General features: G+C 58.1%; 13 protein-coding genes and 4 tRNA genes. 9 read left to right on the top strand and 8 right to left on the bottom strand.

All coding sequences use genetic code 11. The features are described 5' to 3' along the window. Window positions 1–179: 179 nt before the first annotated feature. Entirely contained in the window at window positions 180–758 is a 579-nt protein-coding gene (locus BLR25_RS16275; protein WP_091939024.1) for a recombinase family protein, read from the bottom strand. 1615 nt (window positions 759–2373) lie between these two features. Beyond that, window positions 2374–2448: transfer RNA gene (locus tag BLR25_RS16270), tRNA-Val, on the bottom strand. A gap of 95 nt (window positions 2449–2543) precedes the next feature. Here BLR25_RS16270 and gltX point away from each other — a divergent pair. From gltX to BLR25_RS16250, 4 genes are all read left to right on the top strand, one after another. Further along, window positions 2544–3935, top strand: a complete 1392-nt coding sequence (gene gltX, locus BLR25_RS16265) for a glutamate--tRNA ligase (RefSeq protein ID WP_091939022.1) — start codon at window positions 2544–2546, stop codon at window positions 3933–3935. An 83-nt stretch (window positions 3936–4018) separates the two neighbouring features. Further along, window positions 4019–4094: transfer RNA gene (locus BLR25_RS16260), tRNA-Ala, on the top strand. 29 nt (window positions 4095–4123) lie between these two features. Beyond that, window positions 4124–4199 (top strand) — tRNA-Glu (locus tag BLR25_RS16255). Window positions 4200–4250: 51 nt separating this feature from the next. Continuing rightward, window positions 4251–4327 (top strand) — tRNA-Asp (locus BLR25_RS16250). A gap of 199 nt (window positions 4328–4526) precedes the next feature. On the opposite strand, the gene BLR25_RS16245 is transcribed toward BLR25_RS16250, so the two are convergent. From BLR25_RS16245 to BLR25_RS16225, 5 genes are all read right to left on the bottom strand, one after another. Continuing rightward, on the bottom strand, window positions 4527–5264 hold the full coding sequence (locus tag BLR25_RS16245) for an amino acid ABC transporter ATP-binding protein (RefSeq protein ID WP_091939020.1): 738 nt from the start codon (window positions 5262–5264) through the stop codon (window positions 4527–4529). After that, the gene (locus tag BLR25_RS16240; RefSeq protein ID WP_176785946.1) at window positions 5251–5901 is read right to left on the bottom strand and encodes an amino acid ABC transporter permease; all 651 of its coding nucleotides are present in this window, start codon (window positions 5899–5901) and stop codon (window positions 5251–5253) included. Before BLR25_RS16240 ends, BLR25_RS16245 begins: the two co-directional genes overlap by 14 nt. Beyond that, entirely contained in the window at window positions 5898–6569 is a 672-nt protein-coding gene (locus tag BLR25_RS16235) for an amino acid ABC transporter permease (RefSeq protein ID WP_091939017.1), read from the bottom strand. The genes BLR25_RS16240 and BLR25_RS16235 overlap by 4 nt, the downstream gene beginning before the upstream one ends. A gap of 155 nt (window positions 6570–6724) precedes the next feature. Then, window positions 6725–7513, bottom strand: coding sequence for a transporter substrate-binding domain-containing protein (locus BLR25_RS16230; protein WP_091939016.1), 789 nt, complete (start codon window positions 7511–7513; stop codon window positions 6725–6727). Between the two features lie 31 nt (window positions 7514–7544). After that, window positions 7545–8219 (bottom strand): FadR/GntR family transcriptional regulator, encoded by a 675-nt coding sequence (locus BLR25_RS16225; RefSeq protein WP_091939014.1) that lies wholly within the window; start codon window positions 8217–8219, stop codon window positions 7545–7547. A gap of 562 nt (window positions 8220–8781) precedes the next feature. On the opposite strand from BLR25_RS16225, the gene BLR25_RS16220 reads away from it, so the two are divergent. The 5 genes from BLR25_RS16220 (at window position 8782) to BLR25_RS16200 (ending at window position 19979) form a co-directional block, all read left to right on the top strand. Further along, entirely contained in the window at window positions 8782–10710 is a 1929-nt protein-coding gene (locus tag BLR25_RS16220) for a methyl-accepting chemotaxis protein (protein WP_091939012.1), read from the top strand. A gap of 205 nt (window positions 10711–10915) precedes the next feature. After that, on the top strand, window positions 10916–11764 hold the full coding sequence (locus BLR25_RS16215) for an HDOD domain-containing protein (RefSeq protein ID WP_091939009.1): 849 nt from the start codon (window positions 10916–10918) through the stop codon (window positions 11762–11764). A gap of 157 nt (window positions 11765–11921) precedes the next feature. Further along, window positions 11922–14678, top strand: a complete 2757-nt coding sequence (locus tag BLR25_RS16210) for a bifunctional diguanylate cyclase/phosphodiesterase (protein ID WP_091939007.1) — start codon at window positions 11922–11924, stop codon at window positions 14676–14678. A 179-nt stretch (window positions 14679–14857) separates the two neighbouring features. Further along, the gene (locus BLR25_RS16205) at window positions 14858–16336 is read left to right on the top strand and encodes a sensor domain-containing diguanylate cyclase (RefSeq protein WP_091939005.1); all 1479 of its coding nucleotides are present in this window, start codon (window positions 14858–14860) and stop codon (window positions 16334–16336) included. A gap of 667 nt (window positions 16337–17003) precedes the next feature. Continuing rightward, the gene (locus BLR25_RS16200; RefSeq protein WP_091939003.1) at window positions 17004–19979 is read left to right on the top strand and encodes a hybrid sensor histidine kinase/response regulator; all 2976 of its coding nucleotides are present in this window, start codon (window positions 17004–17006) and stop codon (window positions 19977–19979) included. A 7-nt stretch (window positions 19980–19986) separates the two neighbouring features. Here BLR25_RS16200 and BLR25_RS16195 read toward each other — a convergent pair whose 3' ends face one another. Further along, window positions 19987–20625 carry a carbonic anhydrase gene (locus BLR25_RS16195; RefSeq protein WP_091939000.1) on the bottom strand — a complete coding sequence of 213 codons (639 nt, stop codon included), beginning with the start codon at window positions 20623–20625 and terminating at the stop codon, window positions 19987–19989. Between the last annotated feature and the right edge of the window lie 8 nt (window positions 20626–20633).

Below are 20633 nucleotides of genomic sequence, written 5' to 3'. Positions count from 1 at the left end.
ATCCCTATGGGTGGCAGTAATCGGCCTTTCCCTAAGGGTGGTAAGAATTGGCTCTTGTCCTGTGTTGCGTGAAAATCGACCCGATGCCTCATCCCCTATGGTGTTACCTAATCGGAGGAGCGACGGGCGAACGTGTCAAACAGGATCAGCCTTCTGCTATGGGATGGGTTGATTGTTTGTCACGCAGCAGCCTTCATCATGCGCTGAAGTGTTGAGAGGGCGACGCCGAGTTCACCCGCCACTTTGCGCCAACTCATGTTTTCGGCGAAGAGGGCCTCTGCTTTTTCGCGCAACGCTTCATCGGTCGTTTTCATTGGCCGCCCAAGTTTCACGCCATCTGCCTTGAGCTTCGCCAGCTTGGCCTTGGTGCGCTCGCTGATCAGGTCACGCTCGTATTCACTGATCGCAGCCAACATGGCCAGCGTCAGTTTCGACTGAGGGGAGCTATCTAGCGTACCGAGACCCAAGATCATGATGGAGATGCCACGCTCGGTGAGATCGCGGATAGTGGCGATCACATCCAGCATGTCCCGGCCCAGTCGATCCAGTTTGGTGACGACCAAAGAGTCACTGGAGTGGAGCCGTTCGTTGAGCTTCGAGAACTGCTCACGTTGCAGAGCAGGTACTTTTCCTGATACTCCCTGCTCGACATAAACGCGGTCCCTTGCGATCTTGTACCCGGCCCCCTGAATCTGGGCCAGTTGTTGTTCCGTGGTCTGATCCTTGGTTGAAACCCGAAGGTAAGCGAATGTAGCCATGAGCCACTCCGTACCGAACAAATAACGGGGTGAATTTTATCGGTACATTGACCGGTTTACAACACCCCGTTTATAGGTACGTTCTGAGCGTACCTGCTTATGTACCGTAAAACGGTGGTTTTCGAGTACAAAATCGCAAGTTGTCCGTGCTTGAAAAAATCAGATAAAGCCCCCATAGTCATCATGTCCTCAAGTCACGCCGGGGGCACAAGAACGGGCAAATGGAAACGCCTCCTTCTGTTTCTACGAAGGAGGAATTTTGATTCACTTCCATAAGCTATTCTCCATTGCGGTATTTCTGATCCGTGCCGGAGAAAGGATCATCAACCTATCGTCCAAATGGGCTGCTGAAGACTACCTCAACACCTTTTTTGACGTCGTCATGCTGCTTTGCCTTTTTTCGGCACGACGAGTTGTTCTAAGGCAATACGGAGGTTATCTACTCGACTGGTTAAACAAACACTTTCTACAAAAGGCAATATTTTTTCTAACCCGCATCACTTCTAGAAGGAAACGGTGACCCCTGACGATGATTAACAAAGTCTCTTTGCAGTAACCCTGTTCTATGTTCAGGAGGCGTAACCTCCTGTGTAGTGGCAAAGGCTCAGCGGACCCTTTGCTGCAAGTGCGTGACAACTTTAACAAGGCAGCTACAACGTCGTGACTGAAACTCTGCTTGCATCTGCGGAAATCTCAACAGAAATCCTGATCGAGAAGTACTCGAAAGGATGTGAGATATCTGTGCACGACGTTCGCAGACGAATTGCCCGAGCACTGGGAACAATCGAAAACTGGGATAGTTTTTCTTCTGCCTATCGCGGTTTGGAAGAATCTCTCAGAGAACATATCGCTCAGATTGGCCCACGGCATTGGACTCGATTCACGACACTCCTCAATTTGTTGAGGTGGTTGCTGGCTCTGAAGCTGCCCCTGTCGGCCCCAATAGACGAAGCAAGGTGTCCGACGCTCAACTCCCCGCTATCTCAGCTTCGTCCTCCGGTTAGAGCACCTCCTGACAATAAAGCCTGTTGCCATGCGGGATGACGAGTCAATCACCCGAACCATCTTTCCGCGATCATTCTGCAACTTGCTTGGCTCAATTCTGATTACACAAAAAGTTCTTTACGAGACTCAATTTGAGCCCCCACCCCGGACGGGGGGGAATCTTCGAGTCGAGTTCAAACGATTCCCCTCTCGAAAATTTGCAGTGATTTTGGTCCTGTCGAACCGATTCTGACTTAACGAGAAACCACCGATACCTAGGTGTGCGACGATCAGGCGGGGCGAACTTCGGACCACACCGCTCGAACCTAACCAAGAAACCGTAACAGCACTCAATGCGACAGAAGACCTGACACGGGGAGAGTTGCCCCCTAATCACTCTTCGAGCGAACGCGGAGTGCTGGGATGTTGTAAGGGGTATCGAGCAAGCATCTGTCTTGTGCACAAGAGGCTTGAGTGGTAGTCTTTGCCTAGGCAACGGGGTAGTTTTCTTGTCACCCTGTTGTCACCCGAAAGTCACTATTAACCTCAAAGCGGGGTGGTGACCGGGGTATAAATGACGACGCCATAAAGCAAAAACCCCCTGAAAAATCAGAGGGTTTTCGTAATTCGATGGTGCGCGGTACTGGGATCGAACCAGTGACCCCTGCCGTGTGAAGGCAGTGCTCTACCGCTGAGCTAACCGCGCAATCGAGGGCGGCATTTAACCATAAGCTGGGCGCGCGGTCAATTTGGATCTGAGTTTCCTTTACAATAGTCGTTTTACGTTTCCTGCCTCCGACCATGATCCGAACCCGCTTTGCCCCCTCCCCCACTGGCTTCCTGCATATCGGCGGCGCCCGTACCGCGCTGTTTTCATGGGCCTTTGCCCGTCATCATGGCGGAAAATTCATCCTGCGTATCGAGGACACCGACGTCGCCCGTTCGACGCCGGAAGCCGTCCAGGCCATCATCGACGGGATGAACTGGCTCGGGCTCGCCCACGACGAAGGCCCGTTCTACCAGATGCAGCGCATGGACCGCTACAAGGAAGTCCTGCACAAAATGCTGGCCGACGGCGCCGCCTATTACTGCTACACCACGCCCGAGGAACTCGAGCGGATGCGCGAGGAGCAGCGTGCCAAGGGCATGAAGCCGCGCTACGACGGCACCTGGCGCCCGGAACCCGGCAAGACCCTGCCGACGCCGCCAGCCGGCGTCCAGCCGGTCATCCGCTTTAAGAACCCGACCGACGGCGTCGTCGCCTGGAACGATCTCGTCAAGGGCCAGATCGCCATCGCCAATGCCGAACTCGACGATCTCGTCATCGCCCGCACCGATTTCACGCCGACCTACAACTTCTGCGTCGTCGTCGACGACTGGGACATGGGCATCACCCACGTCATTCGCGGCGATGACCACGTCAATAACACGCCGCGCCAGATCAACATCCTCAAGGCGCTCGGCGCGGAAGTGCCGCAATACGCGCACCTGTCGATGATTCTCGGCGACGACGGCCAGAAGCTGTCCAAGCGCCACGGCGCCGTCAGCGTCATGCAATACGACGACGACGGCTACCTGCCGGAAGCCGTCCTGAACTACCTCGCCCGCCTCGGCTGGTCGCACGGCGATGACGAAGTATTCTCGATGACGCAGTTCTGCGAGTGGTTCGACCTCGACCACATCACCCCGTCGGCGGCCCAATTCAACACCGAGAAGCTCAACTGGCTGAACGCCCACTACATCAAGCAAGCCGATACGGCCCGCCTGGCGGCGCTCGTTCGCCCGCGCCTCGAAGCGCGCGGCATCGCCATTTCGGCATCGCCCTCGCTCGAAGCGATCATCGGCCTCTACAAGGAACGCGTCAGCAACCTGAACGAGCTGGCCGATGCGGCCAGCATCTTCTATGCCGATATCACCTTCGATCCGGCCGTATTGAATCAGCATCTGACGCCGGAAGCACTGCCGGCGCTCGTCGACTTCGCCACCGGCGTGCGCGATGTCGCCTGGGAGCCGGCCGCCATCAATGCGCTGATCAAGAGCTGCATCGGCGCACACGGCCTCAAGATGCCCAAACTCGCCATGCCGCTACGCGTGCTGCTGACCGGCCAGGCGCAGACGCCGTCGGTCGACGCGGTGGTCGCACTCTTCCCGCGCGAGACCGTGCTGAAGCGCCTGGCAGCGCTGCCCGCGTGAGCGTCGAAAGAAAACTCCATATTTTTTTAAAAAGGACTTTACAACCCCCGACAGGCTCTCTATAATGCGCCCTTCTTTCGAGCGGGGGTATAGCTCAGCTGGGAGAGCGCTTGCATGGCATGCAAGAGGTCCGCGGTTCGATCCCGCGTACCTCCACCAAGAGCTCGAAAGAAAATGTTTTAGTCCGGGTCCCCATCGTCTAGAGGCCTAGGACACAACCCTTTCACGGTTGGTACCGGGGTTCGAATCCCCGTGGGGACGCCAAGATAAGACAGGCGATCGGCAGCAGCAAGCCGAACGAATGTCGGCAGCATTGGAGTGGTAGTTCAGTTGGTTAGAATACCGGCCTGTCACGCCGGGGGTCGCGGGTTCGAGTCCCGTCCACTCCGCCAGCATCAAGCAAACGCCTTGCACTGTCTCAAGACACTGCAAGGCGTTTTGCTATGCTAGGGCCGCCGCAGCACCGGCTTCACGACGCCAGCGTCTCCGCGCCGGAGCAAGCTGAAGAGGCCGCCTCGCATTCCACCGGAGATGCTGACGCACTATCCGGCCAGGCAGCGAATCACTACCCTCTTCCGGCGAACATGCCGATCAATTCAACGAGCCGATGAAGTTCGCAAACTCCGGCGTCGCCGGCCTGGCGAACATTTCCTGCGGATGCCCCGTTTCGTGAATACGGCCTTCGTGCATGAACACCAACTTGTCGCTGACCTCGCGCGCGAAGCGCATCTCGTGCGTCACCATGATCAGCGTCATACCCTCGGCAGCGAGCCGGCGCACGACGTTAAGCACTTCATTGACCAGTTCCGGGTCGAGCGCCGAGGTAATTTCATCGCATAGCAAGACCTTCGGCGACATCGCCAAGGCTCGGGCGATGGCCACGCGCTGCTGCTGGCCGCCGGAGAGCTGATCGGGGAATGCGTCGAATTTTTCGGCGAGGCCGACGCGAGACAGCATGTCGCGGGCGATGCCCTCCCGCTCGGCATTTGTCATTTTCTTGACGACTTGCGGCGCGAGCATCACATTCTGCCCGACCGAGAGATGAGGAAACAGGTTGAACTGCTGGAAAACCATGCCGATCTTCTGCCGTAGCGCGCGCAGCGTGTCGCCATCAGCGTGGTCAACGTCCAGCCGCGCGCCGTCGACCTCGATGACGCCGTCGTCGATGCTTTCGAGTCCGTTGAGCGTTCGCAGCAGCGTGCTCTTGCCCGATCCGCTGCGACCGACGATGGTGACGACCTCGCCCTCTTCGACGTCGAGCTTGATGCCCCGGAGCACGTGGTTCTTGCCATAGAATTTATGCAGGCGGTTGGTGCTAACGAGCGGCATGGAGTTTCCTTTCCAGCGATTGGGCATAGTGCGAGAGCGGATAGCAGAGGACGAAGTAAGCGAGCGCGACCAAGCTATAGACAAGGAACGGTTGGAACGTCGCGTTCGCGATCATTGAACCGGTCTTGGTCAGCTCGGCAAAACCGATAATCGAAGTGACTGCGGTCCCCTTCACCACTTGCACGGCAAAACCGACGGTCGGCGCAACGGCAAGACGCATGGCTTGCGGCAGGATCACATGGCGCATCTGCTCCCCGTAGCTCATCGCCAGACAGGCCGAGGCCTCCCACTGACCTTTCGGTACCGCCTCGACGCAGCCACGCCAGATTTCAGCGAGAAAGGCGCTGGTGAACAAGGTGAGACCGAGCGCAGCCGCCAACCATGCCGGCATATCGAGACCAAAGAGCGACAGACCGAAGAACAGCGTGAACAGCTGCAACAGCAGCGGCGTACCCTGAAATAGTTCGATGTGCATCTGCGCCATTGCGCGCGGCACGCGCCATTTTCCGATCCGGGCGAAAAGGACCAGCAAGCCGGCGGCGCCACCGAGAACGAAAGCCACGAGCGACAGCAGCAAGGTCAGCGCACCGCCAATCGCCAAATTACGCACGATGTCCCAGAGCGAGAAAGAGATCATGACAACGGCCTCCGCACGATCAGGTGGCGACCAATGAGACGCATCGCCTGACGGATGAGCAAGGCGAGGCCGAAATACATGGCGGTGGTGAAAAAATAGGTCTCGAAGGCGCGAAAGTTACGCGACTGGATAAAATTTGCGACAAAGGTCAGTTCCTCCGCCGAGATCTGCGAGCACACCGACGAGCCGAGCATCGTGATCACCACCTGGCTGGACAAGGCCGGCCACACCTTGCGCAGCGCCGGTCGCAGCATGACGTACAGGAAGGTTTGCCAGCGTGTCAGGGCGAGCGATTCCGCCGCCTCGATCTGTCCCGGCGGAGTCGCTTGCAGGCCGGCGCGAATGATCTCGGTGCTATAGGCGCCCAGGTTTAACACCATGGCCAGGATCGCCGCCTGCCACTCGACCAGCTTGATGCCGAGCGAGGGCAGCCCGAAGAAGATCAGGAACAATTGCACCAGGAAAGGCGTGTTGCGGAATAGTTCGACGTAATAGCGATACAGGTTTCCGAACGGCCTCAGGTTCCAGAGACGGCTGATCGCGCCACCGATCCCGATCCCGATTCCGATCGCACCGCCGGCGACGGTCAGCCCGACGGTATAAGCAAGGCCGTGGGCGAACATGCCGGCGTAATCAGGAATGAAAGCGAAGTCAAATTGATAGGCCATAGCGCTGTGTCGTCAAAACGAATGTCAGGATAAAAGACCGCGAAAGGCTGCAAAGGGACCGCGAAAGGGCGGAAAGAAGGGATCGCCAGTCGTGGCGCGATGCCTCCCCGACCCCCGGACGAGGAGGCGAACTCCGGCCGGCGATCGAGGCTCCATCAAAGCCCGGCCGGCAAGGTCGCATGCAACCAGCGTTGCGAGATCTCATTCAAGGCCCCACTCTTCTTGGCTTTCGCGATGATCTCGTTGACCTTCGCCTGCAAGGCGGCTTCACCCTTCGCCAAACCGACAAAGCACGGCGAATCCTTGATCAGGAACTTGGTCGAAAGACGGCGCAGTTTGCTCCGCTCATTCACCGCTGCAGCAACGACGTTGCCGGTGGCAATGAGTTGCGTCTGGCCGGAGAGGTAGGCCGTGATCGTTGCATTGTTATCCTCAAAACGCTTGATGACTGCGCTGGGCGGTGCGATCTTCGAGAGCTCCAGGTCCTCGACCGAGCCCCGCGTCACGGAGATGGTCCGGCCGGCGAGTTCATCGGCTTTGCTTGCCTTGATTTCGTCGGGGCCGAAAATGCCGTTGAAGAACGGCGCGTAGGCGGCCGAGAAGTCGATGACCTTCTCTCGTTCGGCATTCTTGCCCATGCTGGAGACAACGAGATCGACCTTGCCGGTGGTCAGGAACGGCACCCGGTTGGCACTGGATACGGGCACGAGTTCAACCTTGGCGCCGAGTTCCTTGCCGATCAGGTTGGCGAAATCGATGTCATAACCGCTCGGCTTCATATCGGCACCGACACTGCCGAAAGGCGGAAAATCCTGCGGCACGGCGATCTTGATGGTGCCGGATTTAGTGACATTGGCCAGGACATCAGCGTGAGCACTTGGCGCGAGCGTGGCCAAAACCACGGTACTGACCAGCGTCAGAGAACGAAGGAAGCGGTTGAGCATTGGAATTCTCCTGTGGACGGTTGAGGTGGGCTTAGGGTTGAAAGAAACGGATGCCGATGCGGGCGGCGGCGCGCACGAGGTGAGTTTGCATGGCACGCCGTGCCCCCGCCGGATCGCGGGCGGTCATCGCACCGATGACGGCACGGTGTTCGTCTGCCGTTTCCCGGATGCTTTTCGGATTGGCAAACGGGAGTTGCAGGCTGTAGGCGACTTGCGACTGGTATCGCTCGACCACCGAGGAAAAAACCTCGTTGCCGGACAGAAGGGCGACGGCACGATGGAACTCCATGTCGCATTGGGCGGCAGTGACAAAATCGAAACCATGTAGCGCCGCCTCGAGCCGAGTCTGGATATCCTCGAATTCTTCGGCATTCCAGCGATGATCGGCGGCAATCATGCTGGCCGCCGCCGGTTCGAGCACGAAACGAAACTGGAAAATCGCTTCCGGGCGAATGCCATTAGGATTGGGCGGAATATCGTCGGACTTGCGCTCCGTGCCGGCCGTGACGAACACGCCCTTGCCTGCGTGCGAACGCACGAGACCGAGCGCCTCAAGCATCGAAACCGCCTCGCGCAGACAGGCGCGACTGATGCCAAGCGTTTCGGCGAGTTCGCGCTGTCCCGGCAATGTCTTGCCAACGGCGTAGGTGCCATCGGCAATCAGGCTTTGCAGGTTCTGGGCGGCGATATTCGAAAGACTGGGCATGGCGTGCTCGGCAAAGACAACTGGTCGGACCGGTATGGCCACCCTCCAGCAAAGCCCATGCCACACGCCTAAAATGAAGAAACTACAAATATATATGCCATATAATCATGGCATTACATAAAACCGCATGACGAAGGCAGGCACACTCCGGACGGGACAAAACGCACCAATGTCGGTTTATTTGTCGGGCTTGACCAACATTATTGGTGCTCGCAACGAAAAGAAACTGAGCGTCGTCAGGCACCCAAGGGAAGGCGGTGATTGGGGATATTGATCGCAGATACAACCGCACAACGGCGTCCAACCGTCGAGAATATTCAAAATCGATTAAAATGCACTAATGTCATGTTTACATGACATTAGGAGGCTGATTGTCCGGCTGGCGCCAGTACGTTTCCCATCACGAGATTGTTTCAATTTTCCTGGCACGCAGCATTAGTCATCAGAAACTGTTACGGAGAAGCGAATTTCCGAAAAAATATTGGAATTGACTCCGGGCTCTCTCAATCGTCGATAATTGCACGCCCCGAAACCATCCGGGCGTCTGTGGAGCAATGACAAAATGCTGAATAACATGAAGATGAGTAACAAGGTCTACGCGACCACGGCATTGATTCTCGTTCTCCTGATCGTCGTCGGCTATTTCGCGATTTCCGGACTGAATGAAATCGCCGATGGCGCGCGCCGTTCCAATGAAATGCAGGCGATTGTGAAAAACCTCCTCGAGGCGCGTCGGCACGAGAAAAATCTCATCATCCGGACCGAGACGCTGTACCGGGATAACACCTTGAAAGCGATCGAGTCCGTCAAACGCCAGGCTCGCGAGTCAAAGGACTTTTTCCGCGACAGCGAGAGCAAGAAGTTGATGGACGATGTTCTTGCCTCCGTCGGCACTTACGAGAACGCCTTCAAGCAAATGGCCAACGCAATCCTCGCGAACAACACGCAAGGGGCCGCCTTGTCGGATCTCGACAAACAGATGGTGGATGCGGCACGCAAGGCACAGGACTACTGCGAGCAGGCGATATTGAAACAATCGGGCTCGATGGAGAAGACAGTTTCACTCTCGAATCGCCTGATTTTCATGCTGGCCGGCATGGCGGTTCTGCTGGGGGTGGGCGCCGGCTTCCTGCTGGTGAAGGAAATCGTCGGTTCATTTCGCAAGGCCACGACGAGCGCAATGGCGCTCGCAACCGGCGATCTCACGATCGAACCGCTGGAATCCGGACCGACCGAGATCGGGCGGCTCGGCAAAGCCTTTAACGATCTGACCGCCAATGTGGACACCACGCTTCGGAGCACGATGGAAACGGCCGCAACGGTTTCCGTCTCCGCACAGAAGGTTCATTCCGCTTCCGAGGAGATTAGCAGCAGCGTTTCCGAGATTGCCAACCAGGTCGCAGCGGCCGCGGCGGCAAGCGAGGAAATGGCAGCAGCATCGGAAGAGATTGCCAGGAATTGTGAAATAGCGGCCGACGGCGCCATGACAGCGACACACACCGCTCAAAATGGCTCGGCGACGATTGATCGGCAGATTCAACTGATGCGACAAATTGCCGTTACCGTCGAGGATTCCTCGAAAACGGTGTCCAGCCTTGGCGCGCGCAGTTCGCAAATCGGGACGATCATCGGAACGATTCAGGAAATTGCCGAACAGACCAATCTGTTGGCGCTGAATGCCGCCATCGAAGCCGCACGCGCTGGCGAACAAGGTCGCGGTTTTGCGGTTGTCGCCGATGAAGTCCGCAAACTGGCGGAAAGAACCAGCAAGGAAACGCAGGAAATCAGCCAGATGATCAAAGCCATTCAGGATGAGACCCGACTGGCTGTTGCGGCCATGGAAAATGGCATGCGACAGGTGGAGGCGGGAACGCATGAAGCGGCGCATTCCGAGGAAGCGCTGAAGGCGATCATTGCCCAGGTTGAGTCGGTGTCGGCGCAAATGAGTCACATTGCCGCCGCGGCGGAAGAGCAAACGGCGGCGACCGAAGAGATTTCGGCCAACATGGAAGGCATTTCGGCGGCCGTCGAAAAAACCGCAAAGGAATGCCAGACAGCGACGCATGTGGCAAACGGCATGACCGGCATCGCCGAAAAGCTCATGTCCGGAATGGCCAAATTCACGCTGGATGAAGACGTAAACCTGTCGCTGAACAAGGCCAAGAGTGCCCACATGATTTTCATCGGAAAAATCAAGGCGCATCTGGACGGCGCGCAGAGGCTCGATCCCGCCGCACTCCCAACGCATCTGACCTGTGCATTCGGCCAGTGGTACCAAGCCAAGGGACATGAAACCTGCGGTCACAACGCGTTGTACGCGTCGATCGATGCGCCGCATGCAAAAGTCCATGAGCTTGGCAAACGGGCGATCGAAGCCTTCAACGCCGGAGAGAAGCTGAAAGCCCGCGCGCTATGCGATGAGATGAAAAGCAACTCGATGGAACTCGTCGGCATGATCGATGCCTTGATAGCGACGGTCCCCAGGAAATAGGAATCGATGGGGCGTCACAGCGATTGAACAGACGGAGGGGAAATGGCATGCCATCGGGTTTCAAATATGAGAGCATGCCTGCCCTCAAGAGTGCAGACATTTAGAGGATAAGGGCAGGAACGTCCTTCCCGATGACGAGGGAAGTTCCCACCGATGACGATTGCTTGAGTCCGTTCCCGACGACTCTGCCTACAGACACGAAGTCATGATCAACAAGAGCATCAGAATTCCACCGCAACCCGGCGTCTTGCTCGAGCTACGCCGACTCGGCTCGATGGCGACATTCTCCGCGGCCGATCTGATTGCCATCATTTCGTCCGATCCAGGCAGCATCGCCTTGCTGTTCCGGCAGGCCGCGCATATTGGCAAGAACACAGCCCCTCGCGCGGAATCGATCGAGCAGGCGGTTGAAAGCATTGGCACCCGGCAGACGCTCCGGCTGATCAACGCAACGGCCGCCTCGATCGCAGTCACCGATGCGACAAAACACGTTCTCGACCTGTATTGGTCGCGTGCCTATGAGATCGGCAGATTTGCGGCAATCATTGCGGAAGAGCGAATTTCGGTATGCAACATCTTTCCCGACCAAGCCTATCTTTCCGGGCTGTTTCACGGATGTGGCGTGCCGGTGCTGGCGCAGCGCTTCAAAGATTACGTCATAGCCATCCTGCACGATGACGCCTGGCCGGATCTGGCCAGGGAAGATCTGCGCTACAAGGTCGACCACGGCAATCTTGCCTACTTCCTGGCGAAGCACTGGCGACTACCGGATTTTGTCTGTGCGGCAGCCTTGTACCAAAACGAGCTGCCAAATGAGGATTCGGGGATGATCCGTTCGCTGGTGGCCATCGTGTTGCTGGCAACACACTTCCATGACCTGTCGCATCACTTGAACGAACCAGGGTGGCCAGCAATCCGAAGAGCGGCCCTGGACGAACTGGGCATCCCCGCCAGTAGCGAGCGTGAGTACTTCGATGAGGTCAACGAGCGATCCCATGACATCCACGATAGCTTGCATGCCTTTACGACGAATCGATCGGGCCTTGGGTTTTAGAGCCACAAAGCAGACCGACAGCTGCTTCAAGTGCTGAAATCAGGGCGCGAGCAAGTCATTTTTCATTAATGCTCCTTTTGTAATACCGCCGAAAAACATAAACTCGGAACAGACGACCATCCTTTCCACGGGACAAGACGAAGCAAGCGAACGCCTTATGACGCCCTCAGAAAATTCCTCGGTGATATTTCGGAGCCTGGTGGCGGGGTTGGTATTGCTGAACGTTCTGGTCGTGTCCGTGGTGTTGCTGGGGATCAAACAACTCTACGATCAAAATATCCGGGAAGCGGAAAGCCGTAGTCAAAACCTCGCGCTCGCGCTCGATCTGAGCCTGAGTTCGGAAATTGAAAAGATCGATCTTTCGCTCAAGACGGTTGTAGGCGAGCTGAAGCGCTCCCGTCTTGACCGCGGCGACGCCGAAAATCACTGGCGGCGGGTCTCCGTTGTGCTGGAGCAGCAAAAATCGCTGCTTCCGGAAGTCGAAGGCTGGAGCATCGCCGACGCCGACGGGAACGTCTTTCTGCACTACGGCGATACTCGGCTCCAGCGTTTCTCGGTCGCAGACCGCGACTACTTCACCGACCTTCGCAATGACAGCGCGGATCGCCTGCTGATTTCCCGCCCGCTTCTTAGCCGCGCAACCGGAGAATTCGTTCTGGTTTTCGGTCGCCGAATTACGCTGCCCAATGAGAAATTTGCCGGCATCGTTCTCATCGCGCTCCCGATGAGCTATGTCAATCGAGCCATATGCAATTTCGACGTCGGGCAGCGAGGGACGATCGCCTTACGCGATCGGAATCTCGCCGTCATGACACAGATCAATACCGATCAGCGGGGGGACGTCACGCTCTCTGGAGGAGACGATCTTTCGATAACGCTATTGCGACGGATGTCGGCAGGAAATTCACGAGCGACCTACACCACGGACAATGCGGGCGACGCAGTTGAAAGAGTTTCAAGCTACCGGAAGCTGACCCCCGGCGATCTTTACGCCATTGTCACAGTCTCCATCACCGATCAACTCCGCGAATGGAAGTCCATTGTCTGGCGTTTCCTCGGAATTCTGGGCGTTTTTCTGGTTATTGCGAATGGATCGGCCTGGGTTCTCTATCGCCTCTGGCAACGCCAAGGTCGTTCCACGGGCCTGTTGAAGGAAAGCAACGAGCGCCTGGAAACGTCGCTGAGACAATTGCGGGAACGTGACAACGCCCTCGTATCGGCGCAAGAAGCCGGCCGTTTGGGGACCTACGTTCTCGATCTGGACAACGGTCACTGGATATCGTCGGACATGCTCGACGTCATTTTCGGCATCGAAACGCTCCCCCTGCACTCGATCCAGGACTGGCAAGATCTGCTGCACGAGGACGACCGTGCGTCGATGACGCACTATTTTTATGGCGAAGTGATAGGGAAACGCGTCGACTTCGACCGCGAGTACCGGATTGTGCGACCGAGCGACGGGAGAACCGTCTGGGTGCGCGGCCTGGGCAAGCTTGAATTCGCCGAGGATGGGCATCCGACCCGGATGCTCGGCACCATACAGGACGTCACGGCGCTTAAACTGGCCCAGCAGGATCTGGAACGCATGGCGTATTACGACGTGCTGACCGGGCTGGCCAATCGAGTGCTCTTATCCGACCGGATGCACCAGGCGATCAGTCGATGCAAACGCAGAAATGACGAGTTGATTGCCATCTGTCACCTCGATCTCGATGGCTTCAAGTCGGTGAACGATCGTTGGGGACACGATGTGGGCGATTCACTGCTGGCACGCGTCGCCGAGCGTTTCAAAGAAGCGGTGCGAGGGAATGACACCGTTGCCCGATTGGGCGGCGACGAGTTCGTTGTCGTTTTTTGCGATCTCAAAAATATTGCCGGGGTCGAGAATGCCGTTACGCGCCTGATGGACTGCGCCAGTCGGCCTTACGAGATCAATGGCATCGAAATGACTTCGACGGTGAGTGTCGGGATCACGATTTATCCGCTCGATGCAGAGGATGAACCGGATGCCTTGATCCGCCATGCGGACCAGGCAATGTACGAGGCCAAGCGCAACGGCGGGAACCGCAGTCACTTTTTCGACCCTGAGAGCGACAAGTTGCTTAAGGAACGACAAGGCATCCACCGGCAGATTGCCGATGCCCTGCGCAACAATGAATTCCGCCTGTTCTATCAACCCAAGGTCGATCTGCAAACGGGTTCCGTCACCGGCGTGGAAGCGTTGTTGCGTTGGCAGCATCCCAAACGCGGCTTGCTGCCTCCCGGAGAATTTCTCCCGATAATCGAGTCAACCGAACTGACCTTGCCGATCGGCGAGTGGGTGCTGCGCGAAGCTTTACGACAATCGAGAATATGGATATCGACGGGCATCAACCTGGTGATCAGCGTCAATGTATTTGCGTTGCACTTGCAGCGCCCGGACTTCCCGGATCGTCTCCGAAATATTCTCGGCGAATTTCCGGACATCGCGCCCGAAACCATCGAACTGGAAATACTGGAAACCACCGCGCTGGGCGATCTGGCGGAAATCAACAAGAAAATCGAACGTTGCACCGAGCAAGGCGTTCAGTTCTCGCTCGATGATTTCGGCACCGGCTATTCATCCCTGACCTATCTGCGAAGCCTTCCCGTCGTCACGGTAAAAATCGACCGCTCGTTTGTCGGTGACATGCTCATCCTGCCCAAGGATCAAGCGCTGGTCGAGGGCCTGATCGCGATGGCGCACTCCGTTCAGCGCAGCGTCGTCGCCGAAGGGGTCGAAACCATCGATCATGCGAATGCCTTGTTGCAGTGCGGCTGCGATCAGGCGCAAGGTTTTGGCATCGGACACCCCATGCCACCCGATGCGATCCCGGATTGGCTGGCCACATGGCAAACGCAAGGCCAATTCAACTTGCAGCAGCGTGACGCTTGAAGCAAACCGCTGCGAAATTCGAATGACAGGCCCAGGAGGGTAAAGGCACTTCCGCCTTCCTGAAAGAACAGGACGCCGCGAGCCGACCAGTATCCACGCCATGCGTCACGGGTTGACAAGTGGAATGCAGCGACCAAGATGGACTTACCGACGACTAACCCTGGCTGGCGACGCCGAGCATGAACAATAGCAGGTTCCTGAAACGCGTGATCGCGATGACCGTATTGGTCAATCTGCTGGCGATCACCATTGGCGTGGTATCCCTTGTGAATAGCCGGCAGCATGGCAAAGAAAGGGCCATGCTCGTCGTCAGCGGCTATGCCGGCGTTGTGGCACAGGCGCTTTCCGGCGTCGTCGATAGAATTGATTTGGCCTTATCCACGTGCGTGAGCGAAATGGAGGTAATCGTTTCGAAGCCACGCAACGAATCAAACATCAATGATTTTGTCGAACGTCAGCTCAAACTTCTTCCCGAGCTCAGCGCCATCAGGATTGTCGATACGCAAGGTCGTATTATCCATGGCGTGGGCCCGGCCTTAGGAACGGTAACCTCGGTCGCCGATCGCGAATACTTCATCCGGGCCAAACAAGCACCACAATCCGGATTGATCGTTTCGAAACCGCTCATTGCAAAGACGACCGGGGAAATTTCGATATTTCTGGTCAAGCCGATTCGCAAGCCCGACGGCGCTTTTGCCGGGATCGTCTACACCGCGATCACGCTCAAACAGATTCGGGAGCTTTTTCAGACGCCCTATCTGGGACATAACGGCGTCGTGACTTTGATCGACCAGGACGGCGATGTACTCGCCCGTCATCCCGAGTCCGCGCGTTCGGAGTCGTCTTTCAAGCGTGCCGGACTCCCGGAAGAATTCAACGAAGCGCTCAGGAAAAACAGTTCGGCCGGAACGGTATCGCTTCGAAGCCCGATCGACGGAATTCCCCGTGTCGTGGCTTACCGAAAGACCGCCCCGTTTTCCGGATATGTGTTGGTCGGCGTTGTCGAGAACGACTATTTTTCCGACTGGCATGACAAATTACTCACGACCTTGAGCCTCCTTGGCCTGTTTGTTGTCGTGACATGCATCGCATCAGCACTGCTCTACTCCTCCTGGAAGGCGAAAAGCCTGCTTGCCGAACAGCTGGATCACCAGGCGCGGACGGATGCACTGACCGGATGCGCAAACCGCCGGCATTTTCTCGAATTGCTGCAGGCCGAACATCTCAGGACAATTCGCTATCAACGAGCCTTTTGCCTGGTGTCGCTGGACTTGGACTATTTCAAGTCGATCAATGACAGGTACGGCCATCTGGTGGGTGATAAAGCCCTGTGCCATTTCGCATCCGTCGTGCGAAAAACGATACGTCCGTCAGACCATCTGGGACGCGTTGGCGGTGAGGAATTCGCCATCATCTTGCCGGAAACAACGCTGGCATCGGCGACGGCCATCGCCGAACGAATTCGCAAGGAAGTCGAACTGGCGCCGATCAGCCTCGGCGATTCCTTATTGACCATGACCGTCAGTATCGGCGTTGCGGAATGGACTCCGCCGGATGCGAACAATGTCGAAAAGCTTGTTGTCCGCGCTGACACAGCGCTGTACAAGGCAAAAAGCGATGGCCGTAACAATGTAAAGGCCTGCGATTCCCCGAACTGACGTGAGCTTGGCACGGCACTCCCATTTCCATTCAGGGGAGACATCGGCACGGATCGGACAACGCTGGGCTCCCCTTGCGACCGCAGCATTTCGATTACCGATGCGGCCGGGGTCTTGAACGCTCGCCAGACGAATGGGAGCAATAAAAAGCCGCCCAGAAGGGCGGCTAAAGGGGGGGTGTTGCTAACGTACTACGCTGCTAGCATAGCACGGGATTTTGCTTCTGTTCGAAAAAATTCTGCTTGCATCCTGGACGTAGGTTGAATTAACTGCCGCCTGTCGCCGCGCCCTGCCAGTCCCTTGCCCAGGCAAGGCTTGATGGTGAATACCCCCTAGGCATCGGCCGTTACCCACGAACGTGCCGCGTCAATGCTCGAAAACAACCTCACTTCGTGCAGATTCAGCTCGAACGAGAGATATCTTTCTGTCAAATCAATGACTTCAGGATATTTTATACAACAAGAGAGGCGACCGGAGGTCTTGCGCTAAAACCTTCCCAACGCAGCCCCAATATCAGAGAATACCGATATATCTGCAACAGTCGCGCCCCGGACGCCCCCGCCCGCAAACGATCGCTGGCAGTTCTGGCCTACCCGGTGCAAAATAGCTTAGACCACATGCAAAGCAGGGACATTTCCTCAACGCACTCCGCTTTTGAGAGACGCCCATGAACATGCCTGCGATGACGGATCACCCTGAATGGCTCTTTGGCGCCCTGGCCATGATGGTCATGTTTGCCGCGATCTGGATTGGCTACCACCTCCATCGCGCCAACCTGCGGCTCCGAATCGCCCAGGCCACCCTGAAAGAAAGCGAAGAACGGTTCCGCGCGCTCAGCGACTCTTCCTTCGGCGGCATCATCATCCACGAAAAGGGCATCATCCTCGAATGCAACCAGGGTCTGAGCGACATGACCGGTTTCAGCCGCGAAGAACTGATCGGCATGAACGGCTTCAACCTCATCACCCCGGAGACGCTGAACACCGTGCTCGGCAACATCCGCCGCGCCTACGAAAACGGCTATGAGGTCGAAGGACTTCGCAAGGACGGCTCCCGTTATGACCTTGCCATTCGGGGAAAGAACGTCCATTACAAGGGAAGGGAAGTCCGCGTCATCGAATTCCGCGACATCACCGAACGCAAGCAGGCGGAGCGACTGGTCATCCAGAGCGAGGAACGGCTGCGGCTGGCGATGCGTTCGGCCAAACAGGGCTCCTTCGATCTCGACCTGCGCACAGGCGAATCGATTTCGAGTCCGGAGGTCGCCGCGCTGCTCGGCTTTAGGCCGGAGGAATACCCCGCAACCAAGCAGGGTTGGCTCGACTCGATTCACCCGGACGACCGTGCGCGTGCCGAAGCATCGTTCCGGGAGACCCTCGCCTTCGGCGCGCCCAAGGAACTGATGTATCGACGCCGCACGAAGAAAGGCGACTGGCAGTGGATGATGAGCATCGGGCAGGTGACCCGCCGGGCGGACGACGGCACGCCCCTGCGCATGACCGGCATCCACATGGACGTCTCGGAACGCAAACAGGCCGAACTCGAACTCGAAGCCTACAAGAACCATCTTGAAGAACTCGTCGCGTCGCGCACCTCGGAACTGCTCGTCGCCAAGGACGCCGCCGAGGCCGCGAACGTCGCCAAGAGCGCTTTCCTGGCCAACATGAGCCACGAGATCCGCACACCGATGAACGCGATCATCGGACTCACCCAGCTCGCGCTCGAAACCCCGCTTAACAAGCAACAGCAGGACTATCTCTCGAAGGTGCTGCGCTCGTCGAAATCGCTGCTCGGCATCCTCAACGACATTCTCGACTATTCGAAGATCGAGGCCGGCCGCATCGAGATCGAAGCGGCCGAGTTCCTGATCGAGGACGTGCTGCGCTCGACGGCGGACCTGTTTTCCGTCAGCGCCGAAGAAAAAGGCCTCGAACTGCTGATCGACATCGATTCGGCAGTCCCCGAGCGGGTCGTCGGCGACTCGCTCCGACTCGGCCAGGTCATCGACAACCTCGTCGGCAACGCCATCAAATTCACCGAACGCGGCGAAATCCACATTCGCGTCGGCACCGAGGAAATCACCGATACCGGCGTCCTGTTGCGCTTCTCGGTGCGCGATACCGGCATCGGCCTCTCGCAGGAACAGGCCGCGCGCCTGTTCCACCCCTTCGCCCAGGTCGATTCATCCTTTGCCCGCCGATTCGGCGGCACCGGTCTGGGGCTCACGATCAGCAAGCAACTGGTCGAACTGATGGGCGGACAGATCTCGCTTTCGAGCACCCCGGGACAAGGCAGCTGCTTCTCATTCACCACCCGGCTGGGGCACACCCGCCACGACGCCGGCACGCCCGGGCCGGCGGTAACGCTCCAGCGTTTCGACAGCACGCGCGCGCTGGTCATCGACGATCAGGCCACCTCGCTGGCCATCGTCAAATCGATCCTCGAGCGTTGGAACATCCGCGTCTCGACGGCGAGTTCGGGCGACGCAGGGATCGCGCTGTTCAAGCAATCGCTCGAAGATGACGCGCCCTTCAATCTGCTCGTCGTCGACTGGAAGATGCCCGGCCTCGACGGCCTGAAAACCCTCGAGTGCCTGGACCAACTGGTCCGCACCCATCCGCGCGAATACGAAAAGCCCCCGGCCGTGCTGATGATCACCGCCTACGGCCGCGACAAGCTGCATACCACCTCGCAGGAGCTCAACGCCGACTCGATCCTGACGAAGCCGGTCACCCCCTCGGCGCTCTTCGACGCGCTGACGCAACTCCAGCACGGCAGGAAGATCCCGTTCGACACCACCCGACACGGCTTTGCCGCCGCCAAGGCCAAGCTGCACCAGGCGCGCGGCGCGCGCATCCTCCTGGTCGAAGACAACGACCTCAACCAGCAGGTCGCTTTCGAATTCCTCGACCAATGCGGGCTTGAAGTCGTCATCGCCGGCAACGGCCTGGAAGCGCTTGAGAAGGTCCATTCGGAACCTTTCGATGTCGTGCTCATGGACCTGCACATGCCGGTCATGGACGGCTTCGAAGCCACCCAGTTGATCCGGGCGATACCGGAAGGCGAGAAACTGCCGATCATCGCCATGACCGCCGCCGCGATGGTGCAGGATCGCATCGCCAGCGCCTCGATCGGCATGAATGGCCACATCGCCAAGCCGATCAATCCCGAGGAACTCGCCGACACCCTGCTGCGCTGGATCTCCCCCCGTCGCGAGCCATCGGCACCGACGCCCACCACCAACGCGCCAGCCACCGACGACGCGGCGACGATCGAGGTGCTGGAAAATGCGCTGCCCGGCGTTGCCGTGCGAAAGGCCCTGCCGCGCCTCGGTGACAACCCCGCCAAGTTCGTCCGGCTGCTGGCGACCTTCGCCGAAAGAAACGCTTCCGTCGTCGGCGACATCGCCGGATTCGTCGCTACCGGCGAACTCCGGGCGGTCTATACCGCCGCCCACAACCTCAAGGGCGAGGCCGGTAATCTGGGGCTGGAAGCCATCGCCACCTGCGCCGAATCGCTCGAGCAGGACGCGCAGGCGGAACGCACGGAGACGCTGGCAGCAACCGTGGCTGAACTGCAGGCGGAATTCATCCGCATCCGCGACGGCATCGCCAAGCTCGACCGCGCCGACCCGCCGCAATAGGGGCCGTTCACGGCATGGCGTTGACCTGCGTATGCCCGGCGAGGGGCACGAAGGATTGGGTCTTGCCGTCGAGCACGTCGATCGTGCCGCGCTCGATGTCATAGATCCAGCCGTGCAGGTTCAGGCGCCCCTGCGAGACCGCCAGCGCCACCGAAGGATGGGTGCGGATGTTCGCCAGCTGGGCGATGACATTCTCGCGCACCAGCGCGTCGGCGCGGGCGCGCGGCGTCGGGTAGTCGCGCGCGGCGACGATGACCTTGGCCGCATCGGCATAACGCAGCCAGTGCGCAACGGCCGGCATGTGGTCGAGACACTGGCCGCCGGAAATCGCGCCCATGGCACCGCAGTTCGAATGGCCGCAGATCACCACGTCGGTGACGCGCAACACCGACACGGCATATTCGACCGTCGCCGATACGCCGCCGGGTTCCGGGCCGTAGGACGGCACGATGTTACCGGCATTGCGAATGACGAACAGATCGCCGGGGTCCTGCTGCGTGAGCAGTTCGGGCACGACGCGGCTGTCCGAACAGGTGACGAACAGCGCTTTCGGATTCTGCCCGTCGGCCAGGCGGCTGAACAACTCGGCACGGTCGGGAAAGACCTCGCTCTGAAAGCGCAGGAAGCCTTCGATGATTTTTTGCATACGCGTTT

This window comes from Propionivibrio dicarboxylicus (assembly GCF_900099695.1).
GTDB classification, from domain to species: Bacteria; Pseudomonadota; Gammaproteobacteria; order Burkholderiales; family Rhodocyclaceae; genus Propionivibrio; species Propionivibrio dicarboxylicus.
This window is presented reverse-complemented; position numbering and strand designations above follow the sequence as displayed.

Coding starts and splice junctions, on each gene's coding strand:
- BLR25_RS16275 (WP_091939024.1), bottom strand. CDS start 758: ATGGCTACATTCGCTTACCTTCGGGTTTCAACCAAGGATCAGACCACG.
- gltX (WP_091939022.1), top strand. CDS start 2,544: ATGATCCGAACCCGCTTTGCCCCCTCCCCCACTGGCTTCCTGCATATC.
- BLR25_RS16245 (WP_091939020.1), bottom strand. CDS start 5,264: ATGCCGCTCGTTAGCACCAACCGCCTGCATAAATTCTATGGCAAGAAC.
- BLR25_RS16240 (WP_176785946.1), bottom strand. CDS start 5,901: ATGATCTCTTTCTCGCTCTGGGACATCGTGCGTAATTTGGCGATTGGC.
- BLR25_RS16235 (WP_091939017.1), bottom strand. CDS start 6,569: ATGGCCTATCAATTTGACTTCGCTTTCATTCCTGATTACGCCGGCATG.
- BLR25_RS16230 (WP_091939016.1), bottom strand. CDS start 7,513: ATGCTCAACCGCTTCCTTCGTTCTCTGACGCTGGTCAGTACCGTGGTT.
- BLR25_RS16225 (WP_091939014.1), bottom strand. CDS start 8,219: ATGCCCAGTCTTTCGAATATCGCCGCCCAGAACCTGCAAAGCCTGATT.
- BLR25_RS16220 (WP_091939012.1), top strand. CDS start 8,782: ATGCTGAATAACATGAAGATGAGTAACAAGGTCTACGCGACCACGGCA.
- BLR25_RS16215 (WP_091939009.1), top strand. CDS start 10,916: ATGATCAACAAGAGCATCAGAATTCCACCGCAACCCGGCGTCTTGCTC.
- BLR25_RS16210 (WP_091939007.1), top strand. CDS start 11,922: ATGACGCCCTCAGAAAATTCCTCGGTGATATTTCGGAGCCTGGTGGCG.
- BLR25_RS16205 (WP_091939005.1), top strand. CDS start 14,858: ATGAACAATAGCAGGTTCCTGAAACGCGTGATCGCGATGACCGTATTG.
- BLR25_RS16200 (WP_091939003.1), top strand. CDS start 17,004: ATGAACATGCCTGCGATGACGGATCACCCTGAATGGCTCTTTGGCGCC.
- BLR25_RS16195 (WP_091939000.1), bottom strand. CDS start 20,625: ATGCAAAAAATCATCGAAGGCTTCCTGCGCTTTCAGAGCGAGGTCTTT.